General features: G+C 38.7%; 28 protein-coding genes. 18 read left to right on the top strand and 10 right to left on the bottom strand.

All coding sequences use genetic code 11. From position 1 onward, the window contains the following. Positions 1 to 192 precede the first annotated feature (192 nt). From BW724_RS24340 to BW724_RS20750, 4 genes are all read left to right on the top strand, one after another. Entirely contained in the window at positions 193 to 318 is a 126-nt protein-coding gene (locus BW724_RS24340; RefSeq protein ID WP_268876163.1) for a hypothetical protein, read from the top strand. Between the two features lie 535 nt (positions 319 to 853). Next, positions 854 to 1,366 (top strand): DoxX family membrane protein, encoded by a 513-nt coding sequence (locus BW724_RS20760; RefSeq protein ID WP_088077015.1) that lies wholly within the window; start codon positions 854 to 856, stop codon positions 1,364 to 1,366. Between the two features lie 858 nt (positions 1,367 to 2,224). Further along, positions 2,225 to 2,737: a DoxX family membrane protein gene (locus BW724_RS20755; protein WP_088077014.1), complete on the top strand. Its 513-nt coding sequence runs from the start codon at positions 2,225 to 2,227 to the stop codon at positions 2,735 to 2,737. A gap of 399 nt (positions 2,738 to 3,136) precedes the next feature. Next, a complete protein-coding gene (locus BW724_RS20750) occupies positions 3,137 to 3,643 on the top strand; it encodes a DoxX family membrane protein (protein ID WP_088077013.1) in 507 nt (168 codons plus the stop codon). Positions 3,644 to 3,827: 184 nt separating this feature from the next. On the opposite strand, the gene BW724_RS20745 is transcribed toward BW724_RS20750, so the two are convergent. Both BW724_RS20745 and BW724_RS20740 read right to left on the bottom strand, forming a co-directional pair. Continuing rightward, a complete protein-coding gene (locus tag BW724_RS20745; RefSeq protein WP_176371512.1) occupies positions 3,828 to 4,148 on the bottom strand; it encodes a YciI family protein in 321 nt (106 codons plus the stop codon). Positions 4,149 to 4,530: 382 nt separating this feature from the next. Then, positions 4,531 to 5,751, bottom strand: coding sequence for an IS110 family RNA-guided transposase (locus tag BW724_RS20740; RefSeq protein WP_088076668.1), 1,221 nt, complete (start codon positions 5,749 to 5,751; stop codon positions 4,531 to 4,533). A 379-nt stretch (positions 5,752 to 6,130) separates the two neighbouring features. On the opposite strand from BW724_RS20740, the gene BW724_RS20735 reads away from it, so the two are divergent. From BW724_RS20735 to BW724_RS20725, 3 genes are read left to right on the top strand one after another with little or no spacing between them, the layout of a single operon-like run. Next, on the top strand, positions 6,131 to 6,970 hold the full coding sequence (locus tag BW724_RS20735) for a VanW family protein (protein ID WP_088077011.1): 840 nt from the start codon (positions 6,131 to 6,133) through the stop codon (positions 6,968 to 6,970). Between the two features lie 40 nt (positions 6,971 to 7,010). Then, the gene (locus tag BW724_RS20730) at positions 7,011 to 7,520 is read left to right on the top strand and encodes a hypothetical protein (protein WP_088077010.1); all 510 of its coding nucleotides are present in this window, start codon (positions 7,011 to 7,013) and stop codon (positions 7,518 to 7,520) included. A gap of 37 nt (positions 7,521 to 7,557) precedes the next feature. Further along, positions 7,558 to 7,977 carry a GNAT family N-acetyltransferase gene (locus BW724_RS20725; RefSeq protein ID WP_088077009.1) on the top strand — a complete coding sequence of 140 codons (420 nt, stop codon included), beginning with the start codon at positions 7,558 to 7,560 and terminating at the stop codon, positions 7,975 to 7,977. 579 nt (positions 7,978 to 8,556) lie between these two features. Here BW724_RS20725 and BW724_RS20715 read toward each other — a convergent pair. Both BW724_RS20715 and BW724_RS20710 read right to left on the bottom strand, forming a co-directional pair. Then, positions 8,557 to 9,105 carry a DUF2812 domain-containing protein gene (locus BW724_RS20715; RefSeq protein WP_088077008.1) on the bottom strand — a complete coding sequence of 183 codons (549 nt, stop codon included), beginning with the start codon at positions 9,103 to 9,105 and terminating at the stop codon, positions 8,557 to 8,559. Further along, entirely contained in the window at positions 9,102 to 9,431 is a 330-nt protein-coding gene (locus BW724_RS20710) for a PadR family transcriptional regulator (RefSeq protein WP_088077007.1), read from the bottom strand. The genes BW724_RS20715 and BW724_RS20710 overlap by 4 nt, the downstream gene beginning before the upstream one ends. 331 nt (positions 9,432 to 9,762) lie before the next feature. On the opposite strand from BW724_RS20710, the gene BW724_RS20705 reads away from it, so the two are divergent. Next, positions 9,763 to 11,040 (top strand): hypothetical protein, encoded by a 1,278-nt coding sequence (locus tag BW724_RS20705; RefSeq protein ID WP_140355042.1) that lies wholly within the window; start codon positions 9,763 to 9,765, stop codon positions 11,038 to 11,040. A gap of 326 nt (positions 11,041 to 11,366) precedes the next feature. Here the strand turns inward: BW724_RS20705 and BW724_RS23845 are convergent, their stop codons facing one another. From BW724_RS23845 to BW724_RS20695, 3 genes are all read right to left on the bottom strand, one after another. After that, positions 11,367 to 11,537: a hypothetical protein gene (locus BW724_RS23845; RefSeq protein ID WP_176371511.1), complete on the bottom strand. Its 171-nt coding sequence runs from the start codon at positions 11,535 to 11,537 to the stop codon at positions 11,367 to 11,369. A gap of 25 nt (positions 11,538 to 11,562) precedes the next feature. Then, positions 11,563 to 12,405 carry a DUF2785 domain-containing protein gene (locus tag BW724_RS20700; protein WP_088077005.1) on the bottom strand — a complete coding sequence of 281 codons (843 nt, stop codon included), beginning with the start codon at positions 12,403 to 12,405 and terminating at the stop codon, positions 11,563 to 11,565. A gap of 78 nt (positions 12,406 to 12,483) precedes the next feature. Further along, complete coding sequence (locus BW724_RS20695) at positions 12,484 to 13,002, bottom strand: GrpB family protein (protein WP_088077004.1); 519 nt, start codon at positions 13,000 to 13,002, stop codon at positions 12,484 to 12,486. 194 nt (positions 13,003 to 13,196) lie between these two features. Here BW724_RS20695 and BW724_RS20690 point away from each other — a divergent pair, with 194 nt between their 5' ends. Continuing rightward, the gene (locus BW724_RS20690) at positions 13,197 to 13,442 is read left to right on the top strand and encodes a hypothetical protein (protein WP_088077003.1); all 246 of its coding nucleotides are present in this window, start codon (positions 13,197 to 13,199) and stop codon (positions 13,440 to 13,442) included. A gap of 673 nt (positions 13,443 to 14,115) precedes the next feature. Here BW724_RS20690 and BW724_RS20685 read toward each other — a convergent pair. After that, positions 14,116 to 14,328 (bottom strand): hypothetical protein, encoded by a 213-nt coding sequence (locus tag BW724_RS20685; protein WP_088077002.1) that lies wholly within the window; start codon positions 14,326 to 14,328, stop codon positions 14,116 to 14,118. Between the two features lie 434 nt (positions 14,329 to 14,762). On the opposite strand from BW724_RS20685, the gene BW724_RS20680 reads away from it, so the two are divergent. The 6 genes from BW724_RS20680 to BW724_RS20655 all read left to right on the top strand — a co-directional run bounded on the left by BW724_RS20680 (position 14,763) and on the right by BW724_RS20655 (position 20,538). Beyond that, complete coding sequence (locus tag BW724_RS20680; protein ID WP_235849034.1) at positions 14,763 to 16,259, top strand: MATE family efflux transporter; 1,497 nt, start codon at positions 14,763 to 14,765, stop codon at positions 16,257 to 16,259. After that, on the top strand, positions 16,256 to 16,567 hold the full coding sequence (locus BW724_RS20675; protein WP_088077001.1) for a hypothetical protein: 312 nt from the start codon (positions 16,256 to 16,258) through the stop codon (positions 16,565 to 16,567). Before BW724_RS20680 ends, BW724_RS20675 begins: the two co-directional genes overlap by 4 nt. Positions 16,568 to 17,020: 453 nt before the next feature. After that, a complete protein-coding gene (locus BW724_RS20670) occupies positions 17,021 to 18,541 on the top strand; it encodes an MATE family efflux transporter (protein ID WP_235849033.1) in 1,521 nt (506 codons plus the stop codon). Between the two features lie 159 nt (positions 18,542 to 18,700). Continuing rightward, a complete protein-coding gene (locus BW724_RS20665) occupies positions 18,701 to 19,570 on the top strand; it encodes an Rpn family recombination-promoting nuclease/putative transposase (RefSeq protein WP_088077000.1) in 870 nt (289 codons plus the stop codon). Between the two features lie 130 nt (positions 19,571 to 19,700). Continuing rightward, positions 19,701 to 19,880: a hypothetical protein gene (locus BW724_RS20660; RefSeq protein WP_088076999.1), complete on the top strand. Its 180-nt coding sequence runs from the start codon at positions 19,701 to 19,703 to the stop codon at positions 19,878 to 19,880. A gap of 301 nt (positions 19,881 to 20,181) precedes the next feature. Then, positions 20,182 to 20,538 (top strand): hypothetical protein, encoded by a 357-nt coding sequence (locus BW724_RS20655; RefSeq protein ID WP_088076998.1) that lies wholly within the window; start codon positions 20,182 to 20,184, stop codon positions 20,536 to 20,538. A gap of 81 nt (positions 20,539 to 20,619) precedes the next feature. Here the strand turns inward: BW724_RS20655 and BW724_RS20650 are convergent, their stop codons facing one another. Continuing rightward, positions 20,620 to 21,531 carry a cation diffusion facilitator family transporter gene (locus BW724_RS20650; RefSeq protein WP_088076997.1) on the bottom strand — a complete coding sequence of 304 codons (912 nt, stop codon included), beginning with the start codon at positions 21,529 to 21,531 and terminating at the stop codon, positions 20,620 to 20,622. Positions 21,532 to 21,665: 134 nt separating this feature from the next. Continuing rightward, on the bottom strand, positions 21,666 to 21,968 hold the full coding sequence (locus BW724_RS20645) for an ArsR/SmtB family transcription factor (protein WP_088076996.1): 303 nt from the start codon (positions 21,966 to 21,968) through the stop codon (positions 21,666 to 21,668). Between the two features lie 176 nt (positions 21,969 to 22,144). On the opposite strand from BW724_RS20645, the gene BW724_RS20640 reads away from it, so the two are divergent. The 3 genes from BW724_RS20640 to BW724_RS20630 all read left to right on the top strand — a co-directional run. Continuing rightward, positions 22,145 to 22,438 carry an antibiotic biosynthesis monooxygenase family protein gene (locus tag BW724_RS20640; RefSeq protein WP_088076995.1) on the top strand — a complete coding sequence of 98 codons (294 nt, stop codon included), beginning with the start codon at positions 22,145 to 22,147 and terminating at the stop codon, positions 22,436 to 22,438. Positions 22,439 to 22,481: 43 nt separating this feature from the next. Next, positions 22,482 to 23,015, top strand: coding sequence for a GNAT family N-acetyltransferase (locus BW724_RS20635; RefSeq protein ID WP_088076994.1), 534 nt, complete (start codon positions 22,482 to 22,484; stop codon positions 23,013 to 23,015). Positions 23,016 to 23,411: 396 nt separating this feature from the next. Then, positions 23,412 to 23,810: tyrosine-type recombinase/integrase (locus BW724_RS20630; RefSeq protein WP_176371571.1), on the top strand; the 399-nt coding region annotated here is incomplete at its 3' end.

The raw sequence follows: 23,810 nt of genomic DNA, 5'->3' as shown, positions 1-23,810 counted from the left end.
CTTTTAATTAAGTCATGCCTTATATGCTTTATGTGAAAGCGATGCCAATAATATTCTTACACCTATGACATTTTTGTCAAAGCTGTTGGTTAGGAAATGAATAACAAGTAAATATGTAATAGAGATTTTGGAATGACAAGGCTAACTGCTTAAAAGCAAATAGTCTCATAATATGAATGGAGGAATAGTAAAATGACAAAAAAAACATCACAGAAGAGCATAAATGTATCTAAAACCGAAAATGAAAAGAAGGAACAACAAGAGCAATTACGATGGCAGAAAGAAGTGATTAGGGAAGAGTACGTAAAAATGAAATAAATTTGGATCTACTAGGTGTATGGAAGATACGACTAAACAACAGAAAAAGTTCACTCAGTATCAATGCGCTGGGTGAGCTTTTTTGTTGGTTAATTTACATATACAAAGAGGGGCCATGATAGGGAATAAAACTTTGCACCTGGCCCTATTATCTAAGTAGACCACTTATATAGATTAATTGGTTCTCTCTTTTTGGTGTGATGAAAGTCACAATTTGCACACATGGTTGTAACAAATTAGACACACATGTGACTTCCTTCACATACTTTTTCGTTATATACTAAGAGTGTAAAGAGAGTTAGTGATCACTCACAAACAAAATTAACAACACGAAACAAACTTATATAATTAACAAGATAATTTTTTGAACTCTAAGTTCACTCCTTCACAAGTGGTGAAAACTAAAAAGTGAAGAGCTAGAGTAAAACAATTGAAATCAACTATATCTCTATAAACATATTGATCACAAAACACTCTTTCAAACAAACGATAAAACAAAATAAAAAAACTAAACGAAAATTAGGAGGAATTTATTATGTTCATGGACTTCTTACGAAACAACAAAATTGCTGCAGGTGCTTTAACAATATTAAGAATATATCTTGGTTGGACTTGGGTGACAATTGGTTGGGGAAAAGTAACAGGTGGATTTAATGCAGAAGGTTACTTACACGGAGTAGTTGCTAATGAAGCTGTGGCAGGACAATATCCAACATATCACGCTTTTATCGAAAACTTTGCAGTACCGAACGCTGGTGTATTTAGCTACATGGTCGCTTGGGGAGAGTTACTTGTAGGACTTGGATTACTATTTGGAGTATTAACTACAGCTGCCGCATTCTTTGGAATTATGATGAACTTCGCATTTATGTTCGCTGGAACAATCAGTTCTAATCCATGGATGGTATTGTTGACAATCTTCATCTTAGCTGCAGGATATAACGCTGGTAAATTCGGTGGAGACCGTTGGGTAATGCCTTACCTAAAAGCTGCAATTGCAAACAAGTTTACTAAAAAGTCAGTGGTGCAAGAGCAACAAGCTGCATAATAGAAGAGATGATAGACTTCAATAGAATTACAAAACAACAATAAGTAGATACGTTCACAAATTATTACAGGACCTGGTCCCCGAACAAAAATTCGGGGACCAGGTCCTTGATTTTTTTCAATAAGAGTAAGTTTAATTGGTAGTTTTGAGAGTGAAACAAGGGAAATAGTTATTATTAATAAAAATAAGTGGGGCGGATCCACGAAATTTAATAAGAGGGCCAGGCCACTAACAATATAATAACTTGTATCAGTAAATGGCAAGAGTATAGAGTATGGATAAAATAGCGTAAATTAAATGAGAAAAAAAAGTAGATCCATACTCGTAAAATCGTAGGTTAAATTGGCTATTTTAACAATATCCAAAATCAGATCTACATTACAGAAGGAGCTAACTATTAAGAAGGATGTCTAAAATTTAATATGTATATATAATAATATTAAACTAGTATTCGTTTAAAGTGTTGAAACGGACTGAGGGTTAACTAGGGTACTAATTATAAGTTTAGACTGTAGTAATAGCATTATGGTTTGTCACATTTCCATCATACATATGTAACAAATTAGACACACTTGTGACTTCCTTCACATACTTTTCCGTTATATACTAAGAGTGTAAAGAGAGTTAGTGATCACTCACAAACCAAATTAACAACACAATACAAATTAAAAATATACAAGATAATTTTTGAACTCTAAGTTCACTCCTTCACAAATGATGAAAACTAAAAAGTGAAGAACTAGAACGAAACAATTGAAATCATTTATATCCTTATAAACCAACTTGATCACAAAACACTCTTTCAAACAAACGATAAAACAAAATATAAAACTAAACGAAAATTGGGAGGAATTTATTATGTTCATGGACTTCTTACGAAACAACAAAATTGCTGCAGGTGCTTTAACAATATTAAGAGTATACCTTGGTTGGACTTGGATGACATTAGGCTGGGGGAAAGTTACAGGTGGATTTAGTGCAGAAGGTTACTTACACGGAGTAGTAGCAAACGAAGCAGTTGCAGGTCAGTATCCAACGTATCACGCTTTTATTGAAAACTTTGCAGTACCAAACGCTGGAGTATTTAGTTATATGGTCGCTTGGGGAGAGTTATTAGTAGGTCTTGGGTTACTATTCGGAGTATTAACTACAGCTGCTGCATTCTTTGGAATTATGATGAACTTCGCATTTATATTCGCAGGTACAATTAGCTCTAATCCTTGGATGGTATTGTTGACAATCTTCATCTTAGCTGCAGGATATAATGCTGGTAAATTCGGTGGAGACCGTTGGGTAATGCCTTACCTAAAAGCTACAATTGCAAACAAGTTTACTAAAAAGTCAGTGGTGCAAGAGCAACAAGCTGCATAATAGAAGAGAATATAGACTTAGCATTAAATAGAGTTTCAAAACAACAATAAGTAGATAAGTTCACAAATAATTACGGGACCTGGTCCCCGAACAAAAATTCGGGGACCAGGTCCCTGAACTCCTGAACTCTCAATATCATACCTTGTCACAAATCAGTCACACCTCTGCAACAGAATGTTCATTTTATTACCGCCATAGGTAAACTATTCCATTATATACTAAGGGTGAAGGTAGTTAGTGATCACTCACCATACACACACACACACACAACGACGAAGGCATACAAAACAGACAACATGATGAATCAGAAACCCTATGCAATTATACTTTATGATTTTAAGAGGACTGATCACAAGCAAATCTTTAAAATCTTTTACAATTTTAAGGGGGAGTAATATCATGTTTATGGATTTCCTACGCAACAACAAAATCGCAGCAGGAATATTGACAATTTTACGAGTGTATCTTGGTTGGCAGTGGATGACAGCAGGTTGGGGGAAAGTAACAGGGGACTTTAGTGCAGCTGGATATTTAAATGGAGTTGTAGCAAACGAAGCTGTAATTGAGCAATATCCAACATATCACGCATTCATTGAAGCTTTTGCCTTACCGAACGCAGGTGTTTTTAGCTTTATGGTCGCTTGGGGAGAATTACTAGTGGGGATTGGGTTGTTACTAGGGGTACTAACAACTGCAGCAGCATTTTTCGGAATTATGATGAACTTTGCATTTATGTTTGCAGGAACAGTTTCTTCTAACCCTTGGATGGTTCTACTGACAGTATTTATTTTAGCAGCAGGTTACAATGCAGGTAAATTTGGTGGAGACTACTACGTCATTCCCTATATCCGTGAGAAAATTTTCAAAGGAAAACTTGGTAATAGCACTGCATCACAAGCTGCATAAAACAATAACAAAAACACAACACACAATTTAAACATCATCAAACAAAACAACAAGTTATAACATAAATAAGGCTCTGTCTCATTCATTGAGGCAGGGCCTTTAGTATTTACAACCGATGTCCAAAGTACTCGCCCTGTTTCTTTTATGAAGAACGCTGACCTGATTAGTCAAAGATATTATATTCTTAATCAATCATATTTCCTTTTGTTTGTGGAACATCAACTAACCAATTGTTCTCGTCATTTGCTTCAAAAAACTCTTTTATTTCGTATGATTGATAGTATTTTTCATAAATGAAAGGGTCGTTATTCACCAAATCCTCAACATCTTCAGCCCTTTCAGACTGAAATACCATAACAGCACTATCATTATCTACAAATGGTCCGCATAATTTTAATGAACCTTGCTGTCTTAAGCTTTTTAAATATGTTACGTGGTTTGTTAGTAAGTCATTGCTTAATGCACCTTGTCTTTTATTCTTTAAAATTACTAAAAAACTACTCAAAAGAATCCCTCCTAAAAACAGAATGTACGTTCCCTTTTATATTATAAAATAATTGAACTATTTGTCAATTTGTATTAAGGATATTTTCTACCGGAAATTATAATAGATATTATTAACTTAAATAAGCATTTGCTTTCCTTGTTTATCAACTTGTAACTCATATTTTGCTAAGATCCTTCCTTCCTACCCACGCATCTCATATTTGGCCTGCCTACTTCTTACCTACAGTCAAGTGTTTTCATCTTTTTTTATTTATGTTGGATGAATTAATTTTGAGTTGGAGGGGTACCCCTCCAACTCAAAATTAATTTGCACATGCCAAATAGACCTGACGAGATAAGTTTTTTCGAAAGGTCAAGTATGGTATAGTATAGATAACTATTTACGAAGTGGCTGATGCTTCTTCGTAATCATAGGTGATGTTGTGTGTGAGTAGATGGAATGCCACTTTCAAAAACTTGTTCACACACGCAATCGACGCAACTTTATGGGGTTTCCCTTGAGGTTGCGTTTTTAATTTATCATAGTACTCTACAATATGATTCTTGATTCTTTTACGTAATTTAATCATCGTCTGAATCATAAAGTATAAGATTTTTCGTAGCTTGTTATTTCCCCGTTTGTTAATTTTATCTTTGTAAAATGTATTTCCAGATTGATACCGCATGATGTCGATCCCGACATAAGCATTTAATTGTTTGTGGCTTTGGAAACGGCGTAGATCCCCTAATTCTCCAATAAGTCTTACGGCTGTTACTTCACCAATCCCCGGGAAGGAAAGTAACACTTGATATTCGTTACGTTCTCTTGAAAGTTCAACCATTTGTTTTACTAGCTGTTCTTTTTTCTCTTTTAGTTCTGTGATACGTTTAGCGTAATCTCGTACTTGATCACAGCGTACATCATCTTGTGAAATTGCTGGATAAGAATCTTTCGCTGCATTAAGTAGCTCTATAGCCTTTGCTTCGGCACGGGCAAGGGATAAATTCTTTTTTGTATTCGCTTTTATTCTATTTCGTATAACGGTTTTGGAACATCCCAATACTTCATCGGGGTGGGGATAAAGTTGAACGATATTTAAAAAGAGTGCAGAGCGTTTGGAAAACATACGCTCTAATTCAGGGAAACTTTGTTGTAAAATAGCGTGCATTCGGCTGAAAAGATCAATGACTTCACTGTCTAATTCATCATAATAACGTGTTAGTGCACGCATTTGTTTATAATAGCTTTCTTCCTGGTACGTCGTTGAACGTTCTGTTCGAAAATGGGATTTAGCGAGCTCGTGAGCATCACTCTTATCCGTCTTATGCCGGCGCATGGAAGCCGTTTGTAGATTTGCTTCTAATGGGCTAACTCTATGATAGGTGTGCCCTTCTGTTTGACAGAAGTATTCTAAAGCTCTTGAGTAAACTCCTGATGCTTCAAATACAATGTCAGGTGCTTGACCATCTAGTGTAGTAATTTCACAAATCTTATCATTTAATGCTTTAAAAGACGTTTTATTATGATTGATTTCGCCTTCAAATTCACATTTCTTATAACGGTTATAGATAACCATTGTACTTTTCCCCATACTAACATCGAACGCCAGTACATGTTTCATGTTCATTTCTCCTTCTCTTGCCAATCATAGAAGCCTTCACATTGCCTTATCGATTCCACTTTCTTTTACTCGATCTCTACGGACCCAACATACTAAACTGATTCAAATAAGGGTGTGAAGTCGGCCGGTTTTTTATACGGACTCCATAATGGTCCCAGAGGCTGGTCGGCCTCACTTCACTTCTACTATAAAAAAATAGTAGCACAAACCCTGGCCGGGGTCTGTACTACTAATGTTAGTATGTTTTACTTCACAAAACTGCCATTCATTAAATGGAAAAAGGTGTTAAAGTTATAACCGTAGAATATTGTATAGTACTGTTTTAATTTCCATTTACCACAATCTCAAGAACTAATCCCAGTAGTTAGGAGTGCTCATGATGAAGTCACAGTCCTTACAGCCAGTGAAGAGAAGTGCGTTAAGGATTTATTTCGGAAAAAAATATTACCGTTTTCAAAGATATGTAGATTGGTATTTCGGGAACAAGAACTTTGCTAAGGATAAAAACGACGTTCCCCTACAACACCTTATTTTTTCCCATCAAACGATCTTGCTCCGTGAACTGAAGGATGTGGATATGTGGCTACAGCATAATAAGGTAAAAAATCTCCACATAGCAGCCAAAAAGTTAAACAAAATCGTAATCAAGCCAGGAGAAACGTTCTCTTATTGGAGGCTCATTGGCAACACGACAAAGAGGAAAGGGTATGTTGAAGCGATGATTCTTCATTATGGACAAGTGAAGGTAGGCGTTGGTGGCGGGCTCTGTCAGTTGTCTAACCTCATCTATTGGATGACGTTGCACACACCTTTGACGGTGACGGAGAGGTATCGGCATAGCTACGATGTATTCCCTGATTCGAACAGGAGACAGCCGTTTGGGAGCGGGGCTACTTGTGCTTACAATTACCTCGATTTACAAATCAAGAATGAAACAAACAATACATATCAATTAGTTGTTTATGTGACGGATACCCACCTAGTTGGGGAGTGGAGGGCGGACGTTCCTGCCATCAAAACCTATGAAATCTACGAGCGAGATCATTACATTTCTCCTGAATATTGGGGAGGATACACCCGCCAAAATCGGATTTATCGTAGAGTTTATAATCTGGATCGGCAGGAGATTGATGACGAGTTCGTGGCAGAAAACCACGCAATTATGATGTACGAACCATTACTTGCTGAGGCTGTGCAAGGTCAGCAGAATAAAGCGTAGGTATTGATATTGAATCATTTGGTTGAAAGGAGATTTGGCAATGAAAAAAGTACTTTGGAGCTTTCTTTTATGTTTTGTTTTATTTGGAGGTGGATCGCTCTTACTAGATGGTGATTTAACAAATGGATTAGTTAGAGGTCTAATTTTTGGAACAGTGATGGCTGTTACTATAGGAATCATCAACTATTTTTACCACAAGTCGATGGGGACAAACCCAGATAGCAGTGTAAGACAGGAAAGGGAGATTCACTTAACTAAGACTTACGAAGATGCCTTTGATTTATGTGTAAAGTCAACGGCTCTCATTGAAGGGACGAGGATTACCCATAAAGATCTGGAGAAAGGCATTATTCAGGCAAAAACAAAGATGGGCATGCGTTCATGGGGCGATAAAATAACGTTCCACCTCCGTAAAATTAGTGATAAAGAGGTAACAGTTTTTGTCCAAAGTAAACCGATCGTCCCGACAACATTAATCGATTATGGGAAAAACTTGAGTAATATAAAAACCATTGCTGCCTATTTAGAACAGGAACAAGAGGGCGAGTGATTTTGAAATTTTGTTTGAAATGAAGAGGGGAACTAAGATGACTCAAGTTACAAAGGCCAACATGACTGATTTAGAAAACATAGTAAATATAGATATAGAGGTTATTGGGAATGGGAGTAGGCGTAACTATTTGAAGACGGCTATTGCCGAAGGACGCTGTCTAGTAGTTGAAGGGGAGAGAAAAATCTCCGGTTTTTTAGTCTATGACATGCATTTCTTTGAATGCGCATTTATTTCACTAGTTATTATTGCTCCACCAAAACGGCGTAAAGGATATGCGAGCCTCTTGTTGAAAAAAATGATGGATCTGTCTCCCACTGAAAAAGTGTTTTCTTCAACGAATCGTTCCAATGAAAGTATGCAGAAAGTATTTGAAGCAAATGGATTTGTTCGAAGTGGCATAGTTGAAAACTTAGATGAGGGAGACCCTGAGGTGATTTACTTTAAAAGGAGATAGTAAAAGTTAAGCCTAATCAAAACAAAAGCTCAGAGAACTTATTATTCCTCTGAGCTTGGATGTCATAACTTAATCACCTATGCTTCTGACATTTTAACTTTCTTCCATAAGGAATACATATCAAAAAGTGATAGCAGTAAGACCCCCAAAAAGAAAGCATTATTAAAGGCTATCCCTGCAGAAGATTGTCCTCCTAAAATTGTAAATAACCCCATTAAAAATATAATATAGAGAGTCATAATAATTTGCCAAGCTAGTATTTCTTTATTGTTTGTCTTGTTAAACTTCTTAAACATCAGACTTAACAAGAAGACGCCTATAATTAGTATAATGAGAACACGATTTGAAACGGTGCCTGTAAGTGGCACGTTAGGGAAATAATCATATATGAATAAGAGTGTGAAAGCAATTAGTACAATGATATTCCACGGTTTTAGAAGTTTAATAAGATGACCACCTTTTTTATAAAATAGCATATACCTATAGGGGTTTTAATTTATCATTTTAGTATAGAAACAAGTTATAAAAATACACATTACGTAACAACCAATTAGCTAAGCTACCTGAATAACGTCTTAATCACTCAAACAACTGCATTTCTTCTTTCAGACGCTTTAACCTCTTCCAGTAAGACCATAAGATAGGAATGATGATGATCACGATGACAAAATTCACTAATGATACATATAGATTGAAGCTACTAGCGGTACTGTGCAGGCCAAGACCGAGTGAAAAGTTAGAAAGTGCAGCCATTAAATTTATAAATAAGATACTTACTGTGAAAATGCAGATTCGTTTATAATGAGCGATCCGCGACGCATGGTCAGAGTAGATGTCGAACGGACCGTCCGCTGCTTTTTTGCGGAAATATACCCAGCGAAAAATGGAGGCAATATGTTTTACACCATTGTCTTCCATAAAACGAAGGTAGTCTTTACTTTCGGGGTGAAAAGGAAGATTGTCTAGTAGCTCGAGTCGATAGATGTATTCCCCAGGTTTGCCCTCCTCGAATACGTATTTTCCAAATGTGTAGTGAACTAAATGCAGCCCTTTCGCAGCCATCTCATTCAACCAAGCTTCTTCTTTTTCAAAGTTGATGAAAAACTTAATCACCCTGTGCTTGCTCATTTTCCCTCTCCCCTTAACGTATATTGACCGTTATACACTAACTCTAAGAGTCGCTCCAGCTCAATTTCAGTTATTTCACGCCCTAAATCTGTAATGACATATTCCTTTTTTCGGCTGTCTCCAACTGTCTCCAGTGCCTGAATCCACCCTTTTTCTAGCATGTTGTTTATGGCACCATAGAGTGTTCCAGGCCCTAAGTTAACGCGATTGTTACTGATATTTTTCACAAATTGCATAATTCCATATCCGTGCATGGGTGTATGGAGGGCCAATAAGATGTAGTATACCCCCTCCGTCAAAGGACCTTGATCAGTCTGCTTGGGCATGGTAGACAAGCCCCCCTTTCTAAAAACATCGTTAGTCGATGTATCGAACGATGTTGTATCGTCTGACGATATATTCTAATTGTAGTATATCGCTTGACGATATATAGGTCAAACAGTTTTTTATAAAAATAAAGTAAATAATCGTTAAATGGACGATAGTACAAGTTGGCCTCTATTTATAAATGGAGAACTACGAACTAAACTAAAATACCTCTGTTTTCATGGATTCTGAAATGGTACCATTGTACTAGTAAAATATTATTAGGGGATTAAGACTGCATAGAAGTGCAAACCAGACGTGCAAACAACAGAGAGAAAGGATTTTCTTATCATGCTTAAATACATAGCCATCATTTTTTTGACATCCATTATTACTGTAGGACTCACGATCCTAGGCATAAGTTATCTGTCTTCAGATAGCTCCAACAACAGTATCCTCGATCGTGTTCAAGAAACATTTGCTGAAGAGGGACAAGATATCGTCAATAAAGGCTCTACTAAAGACCGTACGCTAGAAGAGTTTCTAGGATACGATTTTGCTGTAATTGGCGAGCCAAGGGATTCTGTTGTACAAAGGTTTGGGGAACCAATATATGACTATATTGATACATATGATTTTTTATTGAATGCTGAAAGAGACCATCGATTACACATCATCTTCCAGGAAAACATGGTTAGAACAATACTACCAAACGTAAATCTAGAAGGTGATAAAGAGGATCTCATGCGTTTAGGGGAAAAGATGTTGCCAGCTGATGCAGTATTTTATGAAGAATTAGAAAGGATTGACGAAACGGAACATAGAAATTCTTCTACACGAAACTTTTATACACGGACAGACTTTGAATATGAAAAATACTATCATTCTCCCTCTCTTAATAAGGTACTGAGCATTAAGGTTTCGAAATCTGAGCGTAGTGATCGAGAGGAACGAAACAGGTGGGAATTAAGAGTGTCTAGACTCACAGCTTTTGATAATAATTTTGGTCGTATTTCTGAACTTGTGCGAAACGATAGCCAAAATGAGAGCGTATCAAGTGAAAGTGAAACAGTTCAGCATGAGGAAGCTGCTGTAGAGGAAACAACTAGTTATGCTGATGATGCACAAGCCCAATTCAATGAGTGGAGAGAAAGCTATTTTCAATACATTGAAGAAAACATGGACGAACTGTTAGCAAACAATGAAATAGTGAGAAAGGATAATTTCAGGGTGCAGGCTCAGTTCGGTACGATGGAGGGTGTGAATTATGGCATTGGAACGAGTATCCAAGCTTTGATTCAACAACATGGTGAACCTGTTAGTAGTAGTGGCTACAGGGGTGGGAAACTGCTTCAGTTTGATTTTTGCAACTGTTCTATTGCAGTTCCTTATGAGTATGACGTTTACGACTTTGAAGATCGAATTGTCTCGTTCCATTTCAATATATATATGACGAAATCAGAGGTTATGGAGGCCCTCGGCGAACCAGATTACGCATTTTTTGATGAGGGATATTCATTTGTCAATCATATTCAGTACGAAATAGGTGAATATCTAGTAGATTTCCAAGAAAGCGAACACGAAGAGGGAATTTATTATTACGTAGCGATAAGACAAAACAATAGATAGTTTCAGCCAACTATGTGGTTTTCATGAATCAGTGCGTTTTCCGCGGCGTCAAAAGTTAGATTTCCACTCTTGCTTTTGGTGTGCGAACTACTAGTACGAGGTGCATGAGACGGACGGCACGGTAAGCCCCAATCTTGGACTTATCATTGGCCGTCCATGCATTATCAAAGAATACGACCAGGAACCCAGTACAATAAAGACCATGTGGTTTTTCTTCCTTAATCAAACGTTTAATTAAATTGTTATCAAGCTAACAACCTAACAACCTTATGGAAATGTACGAGTGTGGTTAATGTTTCTGTTTTTAATAAAATCTAAGCAAACAGTTATGTAAAGAAGGTAATGGTGATAAAGATGGACATACATGTCACGGACAATAATGTATATTGCACAAGTTTGTATTTGTCCTGACTTCCACTTTTTCCATACAAAAAGAACAATATTAGACTAATAAAAAAACCAACCATTGATACGACTTGAACAATTAGTGTGGCCAAATGAATGCCTCCTTTTTGAGCTTTTTCAGAAATGTTGGTTGAATTTATGATACCAATATTTAATACAATTCTCTATCTCCACACCTATACTCTGGTTGCAGCCACCTATTTTTAAATGAAAGTATAGGGTCTTATAGAAGTTCATTACTGTCGTTTTTGTCCGGAAAAACTTGATTGAATACCCTTCTGACGAGAGAACTTCTTCTAATTTTAGATTGGTATTCTGAATCCATGAAGTGATAACCTCGCTGTTTACCCCTTTATTCAGAAGCGCCTTGATGACAACGACTAATCTTTCATCTTCATCATCTATTAACGGATTGCCTATTAATAGGCAACGAGCGACTGCTTCAAGTGTCAAATTAGCATTTTTAAAGGAGAAGCTATGGTGATTTATACACGAAACTAGCATATCAGCTCCGTGAGCAATGCTGTGCGCCCACCCCTTTTCATTGACAAAACCACGTGTATCCACTTCAGTATGGAGATAATGAATAACGCTGTCAAAAACACCGTCCGTTTTTTCCTCAGATAAGAGCTTATCCTCTACATCTTTTGCCATGATACATGCAATCACAAGAGAGGAGAATGACCTAGTAAAAACGGAGTCACCATTTTTTTCGCCAATCTCATAAAACAAATGGTTTTCATCTAAACATGTATCAAGTATGTATTCAAGTTGCTGATGAGTCAAACCATTGTCAGAAATCCATTTTGCGAAAATAGAGTAAATGAGCTCATCGCGGAGTTCAGGGTCAGTACTTCCAATGTGACGAAGCATCGAATCTATCAGTTCATCAGTAGGTGGAGTGGCCATTCCGTTACGATGCTGTTGAGCAATATCCTTTAACGTGTCTTTTAACCTCATTTTGTACCTCCCTTTGAAAAATAGTGTTATTATGCATTTTCGGGGCCAGTTCCGTACATATTATTTTCGGACCAGTCCCTACCTATCAGATCCATACCAACGTAGTGCTTGTGCTTCAATCTGTTTCACAAGCTGATTCTTTCCAGCAATGTATGCTGCAATGTCATTGGTGTATTTAGCAGCAAGATGTTTCTTTAGATCGCCGTACTCTTGTTTTATTTCGGGGGAAGTCCTTACATAATCCCTAAAAGCCAGGTGCCGCACGATATCTTCGCTTCCTTCATAGAAAATATGGACATGGTGAGTCCGGTTATCTCCACCTTTCTGAAAATACCTTCGCCCTGCTATGCCATTCTCCCCCTTTGGCTCGTACCCAATGGCAACCATTTTCTCATTTCGTTCGTCCACGTGATCAATGTTTTTAACAACAGGCATGATGTCTATGATGGGCTTTGCTGCTAACCCAGGCACAGACGTACTGCCAATATGGTGAATCGCAACGAGCTGTTCCCCGAAGATTTCTATCAATCTAGTAGCCTCCGATTGAAACAAGGCTTCCCATTCAGGGTTATAATCAACTACTTCAACTTTTCGCAAAACATCAACCCCCTCCCTGATAAAACTCACGTGCAATTCCAATCTATCATTTTAAACATACACAGGGAACCTCTGTTGATCAAGCTTATTATTGAAAATAACTTTATAGAATAGAGGATTTGTGTTCGTGGAAATCAGATTTTTATAGATAATAAGAAAGAGAGTTTTTCATGACGATAGGGGAGTGTGTCAAAATGCATGCACTGGTAATTGGGATCAATCCGTTTTTGTGGGAGTTAGTCATCTTTCCACTAGCAGTTATTGGTCTAGGACTAGGATTGTCCTTGTGGACGAGGAAGGCAGTGGCCGGATTAGTAGTTCCCCTTTTTCTGGCTGCAGCGTACGATTGGTGGGCGATCCAAGGGATAAGTGCTTGGGTCATTTTATTGCCTATCATCACGTTCGCTTTGAGTTACTTTATTTTAGCTCGGAAAAAATAAGGTGAGATGGTGGAAGAGGGGATTCATTAGTGAGTAGCGGCTGGGGCTGTCATGGGAATAGTTCGCGAGAGGTGGAGGGTTAGGGGGGAATCGCACGTGAAAAAGTAGATTATCCTGAAATTCGCGTTCGATAGGAGGTTAATCGCACGCGAAAAAGTAGATAATCGTGAAATTCGCGTTCGATAGGAGTCTAATCGCACGCGAAAAAGTAGATTCTCTTGAAATTCGCGTTCGATAAGAGGTTAATCGCACGCGAAAAAGCAGATTAACTTGAAATTCGCGTTCGATAGAAGGTTAATCGCACGCGAAAAAGTAGATAATCGTGAAATTCGTGAGAGATAGCCCGCTCGCTCGATCAGCATCACCCAGCTTAATTGACCCTGGAAGAGCTAATTAGTTATATAAATTAAAGTTAAATTTGATGCACTCCTTTTGATATTCAAAAGGTATTCAAGAGGATTTGAACATGAGCGCAAAAGAACATGCTGCTGATATTCATTAAGACTCATAGAAAGACAGCCATTATAGAAAAAAATGCACTAAACAAAGACAGAAACTAAAAAAGACTGCCGATAAACATAGACTGCCAATATAGAATAATGACATTAAACAGAGACTGGTACTATAGAGAGAGACTGCTACTATAGAAAGAGACTTCTTCTATAGACAGCCACTAAACAAAGACTGCGACTAAAGAAAAGATGGCGCCAATGATAATCAAGCTAATGATCCACTTTATATCTGTGAGCAATTTTACTCTATGTTTTTCTGGTAAGGCATCGCCAACTTTGTATTTGCGAAAGCTGAGCCACATTCGCGTCGTTTTTAAAAGTACCCAAAGGGCTAATATAAATGCTACTAGATTGAGTAATAGATTGATGGTCAATAGATTTTCCTCCTTGCTCCGTAAGAAGAAGTCTACCTTGAATGTGCCTCGTAGCTGTGCTTCTCATTTATTTTAACAGAAAACAATGTAAAAGGGCTCCGCCACAATCTTGAACGGGGAATACATAGGATCATTTTCAATTATGTTACAAGAACTTGATTTTTCCAAAAAAGGGGGTTGTAATAAATTCTTCCGCGCACGTATCTAGCTCGCCTAACGCACGCAACAATTCCGCTTTCCTATGTACATATCCGATCTGAGTGTGTATTTATAAAGGATACTTCACATATCGTCTTGAATTGATAATGGTATTAAAGCTGACTGCTTTGTAGTAGTATTATTTATTGAGGGTTTTGGTATATGAGGTGGCTTGAATGAGAGGTGCATCATGCATTTTCATTCCACTGATATTATAAAAGGGCGGTAGGTCTATCATGAGAAAGAAGACAAAAACGACATCTGAGCATGAACAAAACATGACTTCGGATGAAAATACAACTAATAATGAAAACAGTGAAAATACGAAAATACAAGTGCAATCAAATACTGAGAAAATAAGGAATTTATCGTTGTTCGCTATCACTTGGCCGATTTTAGTGGAGGTCTTCCTGCAGATGGCCATGAAGTTCTCGGACGTCTTCATGCTGAGTTTCGTTTCGGATGAAGCGGTGGCCGCGATCGGTATAGCAAACCAAATCATGATTTTCACTTTTGTTTTATTCAACTTCACGGCGATGGGTTGTGGGGTTGTTGTCTCTCAGTTTGTGGGTGCGGGAAAACAACGGGATGTAAGTCGCACGATCGCGAATGCTATTTTAATTAATCTATTATTCGGATTGGTAATGAGTGCCATCGTGGTCGGGTTCCGGAAGCCGTTGTTAGGAATTTTCGACTTGGCTCCTGAGCTCATGGGCTATGCGGAGATATACATGATTATCGTAGGTGGGGCGCTGTTCATGCAGGCCATGGTGCTCACGTTGTCGTCTGTCCTTCAAGCCCAGGGCTACACGAAGGATGTCATGTTCACAGTCATGGGGATGAACATACTTAACGTTTTTGGTAACTATGTATTTATTTTTGGTGCGTTGGGATTCCCGGCACTCGGGGTCACTGGTGTCGCGATTTCCACGGCTGCGTGTCGGGTCTTAGCTATGATCACGCTATTCATTTTGATGTATCGGCGAGTGGAGTTCAAGATCGCGTTTAAAGATTATTTCTTGCTAAAGGGCGAATATGTGAAAAAAATTATGAAAATTGGTATTCCAGGTGCGGGTGAACATCTGTCACATAATACGAGTCAGCTTACGATCACGGCTTTCATTGCCACGCTCGGGACGGCGGCGATTGCAACTCGGGTTTACGCCCACAACTATGCTATGCTCATGACAATGTTTTCCATGGCGATGTCGAAAGGAATGCAGATCTATATTGGTCAGCTCGTCGGGGCAGGTCTCATGGACTTAGCTTATAAGCGGATGTTCCGTGGTCTTAAGATTGCTATGGGAGTTGCTCTCGCGTTGGGGATTGTGATGGCAGTGTTCGGTGAATTCTTTATCGGCATTTTCACCAATGATCCTGATATCATCGCTGTCGGAGCGGTGTTACTGATCATCGGTGCTCTGCTCGAACCGGGGCGCACTACGAATCTCGTTGTCATCAGCTCGTTGCGTGCTGCGGGGGACGCCAAGTTTCCAGTCGTAATGGGAATCTTGTCCATGTGGGGGATTAGCGTGACTCTAGCATATTTTCTAGGGATTCATCTCGGTTATGGCTTGATCGGTGTCTGGATTGCTATTTTAGCCGATGAATGGTTCCGGGCTATCTTCATGCTATTCCGTTGGCGTAGTAAGAAGTGGCAGCGAATGCGTCTTGTCGATGATGAAAAATCAAGTGGCGCTGCTGCTGCAAAAAAAGGAAAGTCCACAGCTTGAGTGGAATGGTGTGGGCAAGGGTGGAAAGTGCTTATTGTGTGAACGGAGGGGTGAACGCAGGGACGGTTCTCCCGTTTACAAGGCCGATCAGGTATGAAAAAGAGAAAATCTCAAATCTCATACCAGATCGACGCCCGATCAGGTATGAAAAAGAGAAAATTTCAAATCTCATACCAGATCGAGGCCTGATCAGGTATGAAAAAGTGAAAATCTCAAATCTCATACCAGATCGACGGCCGATCAGGTATGAAAAAGAGAAAATCTCAAATCTCGTACCAGATCGACGCCCGATCATGTACGAAAAATAGAAAAACTCAAATCTCATACCAGATCGACGCCCGATCAGGTATGAAAAAGAGAAAATCTCAAATCTCGTACCAGATCGACGCCCGATCATGTACGAAAAATAGAAAAACTCAAATCTCATACCAGATCGACGCCTGATCAGGTATGAAAAAGTGAAAATCTCAAATCTCATACCAGATAAACCCTAATTCAGTTAATATTAATCTATTAAACTTAATCCACCGATCCACAAATAAATCAAAACCAAAAAAGCTTATTACCTTCCCTGATCAAAGCCCGATCAGGGTTAAAATAATTCAAATTCTAATCAGCATAAACCTGTTGAATTTACTGGAAATATGCACCTGATACTTCGCACAACGAAGATTTCGGAACTTGCCCGACATACTAAATTACAGTCCAGAAAAAACGAACACTAGAGTTTACAACTCATTAGAAAGAGGTTGTATCATAACATGCCTGACGAAAAGAACGACCAAACAAAGAACAAAAATATAAAACAAAGTGAAAGGGAAAGCGCCAACCAAGCCAACGCGACTAACGAGGCCAACGCGACCAACGAAACTGAAACCAACGCGACTAACGAGACCAACAAAATCATCAACGAAGCCGAAACCAACGCGACCAACCAGACCACCACCAACAACATGAACAAAAACATCAGAAACCTTTCATTATTCGCCATCACCTGGCCAATCCTGATCGAAGTCTTTTTACATATGGCGCTGAAATTCTCAGATACATTCATGCTCAGTTTCGTGTCTGACGAAGCTGTCGCTGCGATCGGGGTTGTAAACCAGCTGATGATGTTTATGTTCATCCTGTTTAACTTCACAGCTATGGGGTGCGGGGTGGTGGTATCTCAGTTTTTCGGTGCAGATAAACCGCGGGACGTGAGCCGCACGATTGCGAACGCCACAACTATCAATCTCATTTTTGGAATCATAGTTAGCGCCATCGTGGTGATTTTCCGCGCGCCACTTTTAGCAATATTCAACCTGGAACCGGCCCTGATGGAGTACGCCGACATTTATATGATTATTGTTGGATCCACACTTTTTACACAAGCAATGATCTTGACGACATTCTCAGCCCTACAGGCACAAGGTTTTACGAAAGACGTCATGTATATTTCCCTTGGGATGAACGTCCTGAATATATTCGGAAACTACGTGTTCATATTTGGCGCACTTGGTTTTCCAGAACTAGGCGTAACTGGGGTGGCCATCGCAACTGCAGCGAGCCGCGCACTGGCCATGATCGCAGGCTTCGTCCTGATTTATAGACGCACGGAGGTACGAATTAAGATCAAACACTATATTGAATTGAAAGCCGATTATGTGAAAAAAATGTTGAATATCGGTATCCCAGGAGCGGGGGAGAACCTGTCCTATAACGCGAGCCAAATCGTGATTACCGCTCTCGTGACCCTGCTTGGAACGACGGCGTTGGCGACCCGAATCTACACGAATAACTATATGATGGTCATGACCGTGTTTTCCGTTGCCATGGCGAAGGGGATCCAAATTTATATCGGCCAGCTCGTAGGTGCAGGAATGCTGGAACATGCGTATAAACGAATGTATCGCGGCTTGAAAGTGGCTATGGCCGTGTCCGTGGCCGCAGGAGCAGTACTGGCGATATTTCCCGAGTTCTTCCTCGGCATATTTACAGATGACGCCGAAATCATAGCGATCGGAGGGACATTGCTGTTGATTGGAGTGCTTTTAGAGCCTGGCCGGACAACAAATTTGGTGGTCATTAGCTCGTTAAGGGCTGCTGGCGATGCCCGGTTTCCAGTCATCGTAGGAATCTTCTCCATGTGGGGCATCGGGGTGCTACTCTCCTATGTCTTGGGTATCCATTTAGGGTATGGACTCATTGGAGTATGGATTGCAAGACTAGCAGACGAATGGTTCAGAGCCATCTTCATGATCCTGAGGTGGCGCAGCCGAAAATGGCAACGCATGCTGTGAACATGGGGCTGCTGTGAACATGGGGACGGTTCTTGCGTTTACAATTGTCTGACAATTGTAAACGCAAGAACCGTCCCTTCGTTTTCAACTTGACCAGAATATACGTTCGGGAATATAATGAGAATGAATTCAAAATAGTTTCATAATGGAGGAGTGGACATGTCTGGAGCAAGGGTTGACCATGATCGCCTGTTCAAAGAATTGATCACCACTTTTTTTGAAGAATTTATGATGTTATTTTTCCCAAATGCCTATGAACACATTGATTTTAAGGAACTACGTTTTCTATCACAGGAAATATTTACTGATGTGACAGAAGGAGAAAAACATGTTGTCGATTTACTCGTAGAAACAAAACTAAAAGGTGAAGAAAGTTTAGTAATTATCCATGTTGAGCCACAGTCATCGCCCCAGAAGAACTTTAACGAGCGTATGTTCATTTATTTTAGTCGAATCTTTCAAAAATATCGCCGAAAAATACTCCCTATTGCTATCTTTAGTTTCGATGCCCCACGTGATGAACCAAATTCCATAGAACTTGATTTCTCATTTGCAAAAGTTCTAAGCTTTAACTATCAAACAATTGAACTGAAAAAACAAAATTGGAGAACTTATTTGCGTGAAGAAAACCCTGTTGCAGCGGCACTTCTTAGCAAAATGGGTTATACTGATGATGAGCGCATAGAAGTGAAAAAGGAATTTTTTCGTATTTTAATACGGTTAGAATTAGACAAAGCAAAGGAATCCTTAATTACGGGATTTTTTGAGTCATACTTAAAGTTGAATGAAGAAGAAGAACGTCAATTTAAAGAAGAGGTGCATGCAATGAATCCAAAGGAGAGTGAAAAAATTATGGAAATCATCACTTCTTATGAGAAAAAAGGCAGAGAGCAGGGTATGGAGCAGGGTATGGAATTAAAAAGCATTGAAGTAGCCATACGAATGTTAGAGAAAAATATGTTAGTAGATGAAATTGCTGAGATTACTGGACTATCATTGGAAAAAGTTGAAAGTCTAAAGAGAAATTAGCTGATAAATATTGGGGCGGTTCTTTTGTTTACAATTGTCAAACAATTGTAAACGCAAGTACCGTCCCTTCGTTTCATACTTAAAGTTGAATGAAGAAGAAGAACGTCAATTTAAAGAAGAGGTGCATGCAATGAATCCAAAGGAGAGTGAAAAAATTATGGAAATCATCACTTCTTACGAGAAAAAAGGTATGGAGTTGAAAAGCATTGAAGTAGCCAGACGGATGTTAGAGAAAAATATGTCATTAGATGAAATTGCTGAAATTACTGGATTATCATTGGAAAAAGTTGAGAGTTTAAAGAGAAACTAACTCCTAGGTTATTTAACTATAGATTTGTTGAATAAGCCCTTGTAACAAGGGCTTATTTAAGTTTTGAGTAGGGTCATCTTGCTCAGCAGTCACTTCAAGCATAAAAACATGAACAGTTATTTTCTTCGAGGAGATACTTCTAATTTACTAAAAGCGTGAATGCATGAACCGCCCTTCGTTCTCCAAAAGTCCCTCATGTTTTAGACAAAAAGGATTTCAACTCCACAACATAGAATAATTCTCTAATAGAAAACAAAAACATAAAAAACTGCATTATTTCTGACCTTGAGGAGGGCTCCCTATGCACAAGCTTGAACAAAAAGGTAAAATTCTTACACTCATTGTTATCGCAGTTATTGCACTACTTGAAATTCTTTCCTTCTTCCTCCAACCTAGCGTAGGGGCATTTATTACCACAACAATATTATTTGTCATTCTTTGGCTCATGTACGAAGGTCACACCTGGGCAAGAATTGTCGTAATTGTTATCCTACTACTAAACTCATTCATGACATTTATGATATTAATGAATAACACAGTTCCTACGACGATAGCAACCTGGACGATCATTATCATTCTCTTACACGTGAGTCTATGTGGAATATTAATGTTATCAAGCGCAGTATCAAACTTCATGTACGGACAAAAACATAGGTGAACGGAGGGACGGTTCTGGCGTTTACAATTGTCTGACAATTGTAAACGCCGGAACCGTCCCCATGTTCACAACGCCCCATGTTTACCCACATTGATGTTCGCTCTCACTTAAGTCTTCTGCTTCAATTTGAATGGTACTGTGATCAATATGAAGTTGAGTTTTGATATAATCAGTAGCCTGTAATAAAATGTCATGATGATTTTCCAAATAGGCTGGACCAATGACAAGGTGGGCCGTTAAGCTGTTCAGACCAGAAGTAATTGTCCAAACATGCAATTCATGAACATTTACGACCCCTTCAATTTTTAACAAAGCGCTCTCAACATCATCTAAATTAATGTTCTTGGGAGTCCCCTCCAGTAGCACATGCACGGTGTCTTTGAGTAAAGAAAAACCAGTAAAAGCGATCATTATTGCAATAACGATACTTAATATAGGGTCAGCGATATACCACCCAGTAAAATAGATGATGACACCAGCGAGTATCGCAGCGACGGAGCCCAAAGCATCGCTAAGGACATGCAAATATGCACCACGCATATTAAGGTTTTCCTTCACATCTCCTCGCATTAAAGCAAACATAGCCCCGATATTCGCGATAAGCCCAATGAAAGCAATGACGATCATTCCCCCAGCGAGAACTTCCTGAGGAGACATTAACCTGACAATTGCTTCCCGAAAAATAAAGATAGCAATGACAATTAACGCAACACTGTTGAATAAAGCAGCCAACACTTCATAGCGTTTATTCCCGAAGGTACGCTTTTGAGTGACAGCTTTTGCAGCAAGGATAATAGCAATTAAACTGATCAGCAAGTTGGAAAAATCATTTAGCATATGAAAAGCATCGGCTAATAGGGCTAAACTCCCCGTCCAAATCCCGCCAATGAACTGAATGATCATCCAACTTCCAATAATGATCATGGCAAAACTTAAGTTTTTCTTATTCTCATGTCCAGTGTGATGGTGGTGATGGTGATGGTGATGCCCCACTTTCCTCACTCCTTAGAATTAATTCTTATATGATCATATAACCATATATAGACCGCACGACACTATTTAAAAAATCGTGCCCGCGTCCGTAACTAGAAGGTCAAGTTGTATTGCAGTATATCCACCCATTTTAATTAGTCGTGGTTAGAATGTTCAATTGTTTTTTCTAGAATGTCCATGATATGGTCGTCTTCAGGTGAATAGTAGATGGACGTCCCTTCTCTTCTGGACTTCACAAGACGCAAATTTTTTAAAAACCTTAATTGGTGAGAAACCGTCGATTGTCCTAATGACAAATGTTCCACAATTTCACCGACAGAACACTCTTTTTTTGATAACAAATGCAATATTCGAATTCGAGTAGGATCTCCGAGTGCCTTGAAAGTTTGAGAAACAATAAAAAGTGTTTCTTTATCGAGATCAATATTATTTGCCATGGTATTTATCCGTCCTTCCTACTATAACCGTATATGAGTATATGTTCATATTATCATAATAGAAACCTTAAGGATAGCTTTTATGAAAAAATTGATTGTTCAATATAAATAAAATTAGTTTGAGCCATGATATAATTTGTTTTATGTGAGTTTTCTGAAAAAAAGGTGGCGATTTAATGGTTCTAGAGGCTGTGATGCTCCACGTAAAAGCTGGAAGGGAAGAGGAATATGAGGAAGCGTTTCGTGCTGCATCTAAGATTATCGCATCAATGCCGGGTTACATATCCCATGAATTACAACGCTGTATGGAAGTGAAAGGGAAATATTTATTGATGGTCAATTGGGAAACGATAGAGGACCACGAAATTGGCTTTAGACAATCAGATGAGTACCAAGAATGGAAGAAACGGCTTCATCATTTCTATGATCCATTTCCAACAGTAGAGCATTTTAAAAAAGTACATCAGTAAGATAGACCAACAGTAAAAAAGTCGAAAGGGGGATCACACCTATATGAAAATTAAGCTACGTTACTTTGCACCAAAAGATTTTTCACAACTAATAAGCTGGATTGATTCACCAGAGTTTTTATTACAATGGGGAGGGACGCAATTTCGTTTTCCCCTAGATGACCACCAGCTAGAAAGTTACTTAAGGGAAGGGGAGCCTAAAGACGATCCCAGCAGGTTGATTTATAGCGTTGAAGAAGCGGAGACAGGAAAGGTGATAGGTCACATTTCCTTAGGGAAAATTGATCAAAGAAATAAATCAGCGCGAATTGGAAAAGTATTAGTTGGCGATCCGAGTGTGCGTGGTAAAGGGATCGGCGAAAAAATGATGAAGGCTATCTTAGAAATTGCATTTAAAGAACTGCATTTACACAGGGTAAGCCTCGGCGTTTTTGAGCACAATGCTGCCGCGATCGCTTGTTATGAAAAAGTTGGATTTGTAAAGGAAGGATTATTAAGGGACAAATGCAAAATTGGAGATGAATACTGGAGCTTATGGGAAATGAGCATGTTACTACATGAATGGGCGGAAGCGTGAACGCCCCACAGTCAACCTTGGTCAAATGTGAACGTGGGGACGGTTCTCCCGTTCACGCTTGCTCTCTAAATTGAATAAACTCCATAAAGAATTCTCTCCATGTACAGTCGTGCCCCTCCCGTAAACACTAGAAGAACGAAATCGCTCCGCGATGGCAAAACCTTCCTCTCGAAAATTTCATAAAAAAAAGAAAAAGTATGCTCTTTATGTGGTATTGTTTTAATCGCCAAACCAAAACAATATGTCACAAAAAGAAAGGCATGCTTTTTCTAATGAAGATTATAACATGGACACATCTAAGATTTCACCTGTATAAATTTTACATAGTAAGAGGACCTCCTTTACCACCGAATTTTGATTAGACATCAAAAAATAATCGAATACCGGAGGTAAAGAATGAATCAATTTAAAGATATTATAGACTTGTATTTTGAACTAAAGGACTCTCCCGAGTCTACTAGAGAAGCCTACTCAAGAAGAATCAATGCTTTTTTAGGTTATCTAGAAAAACTCAATAAACAGATTGAAGACATGACCCTAGAGGATGTCCAATTATATATTCTTTATTTAAAAAAAGAACGTGGACTCGCTCCTGGTACAATAAATAACTATATTTCTTCTATTCGCTTCTTTTATACCTATGTGTTAGAGAAGGATTGGGATTCACGAAAGATTCCAAGGATGAAGAGAGTGGACACTCTTCCTGTCCTCCCTTCAAGATTAGAAGTTTTTACTCTTTTAGATGCCATAGAAAACATAAAGCATAAAGCTATGTTAGTTCTTATTTATAGCAGT

The organism is Litchfieldia alkalitelluris, assembly GCF_002153425.1.
GTDB lineage: Bacteria > Bacillota > Bacilli > Bacillales > Salisediminibacteriaceae > Evansella > Evansella alkalicola.
Note: the sequence above shows the minus strand (reverse complement) of the source record. Positions and strands in the feature narration are given on the sequence as shown.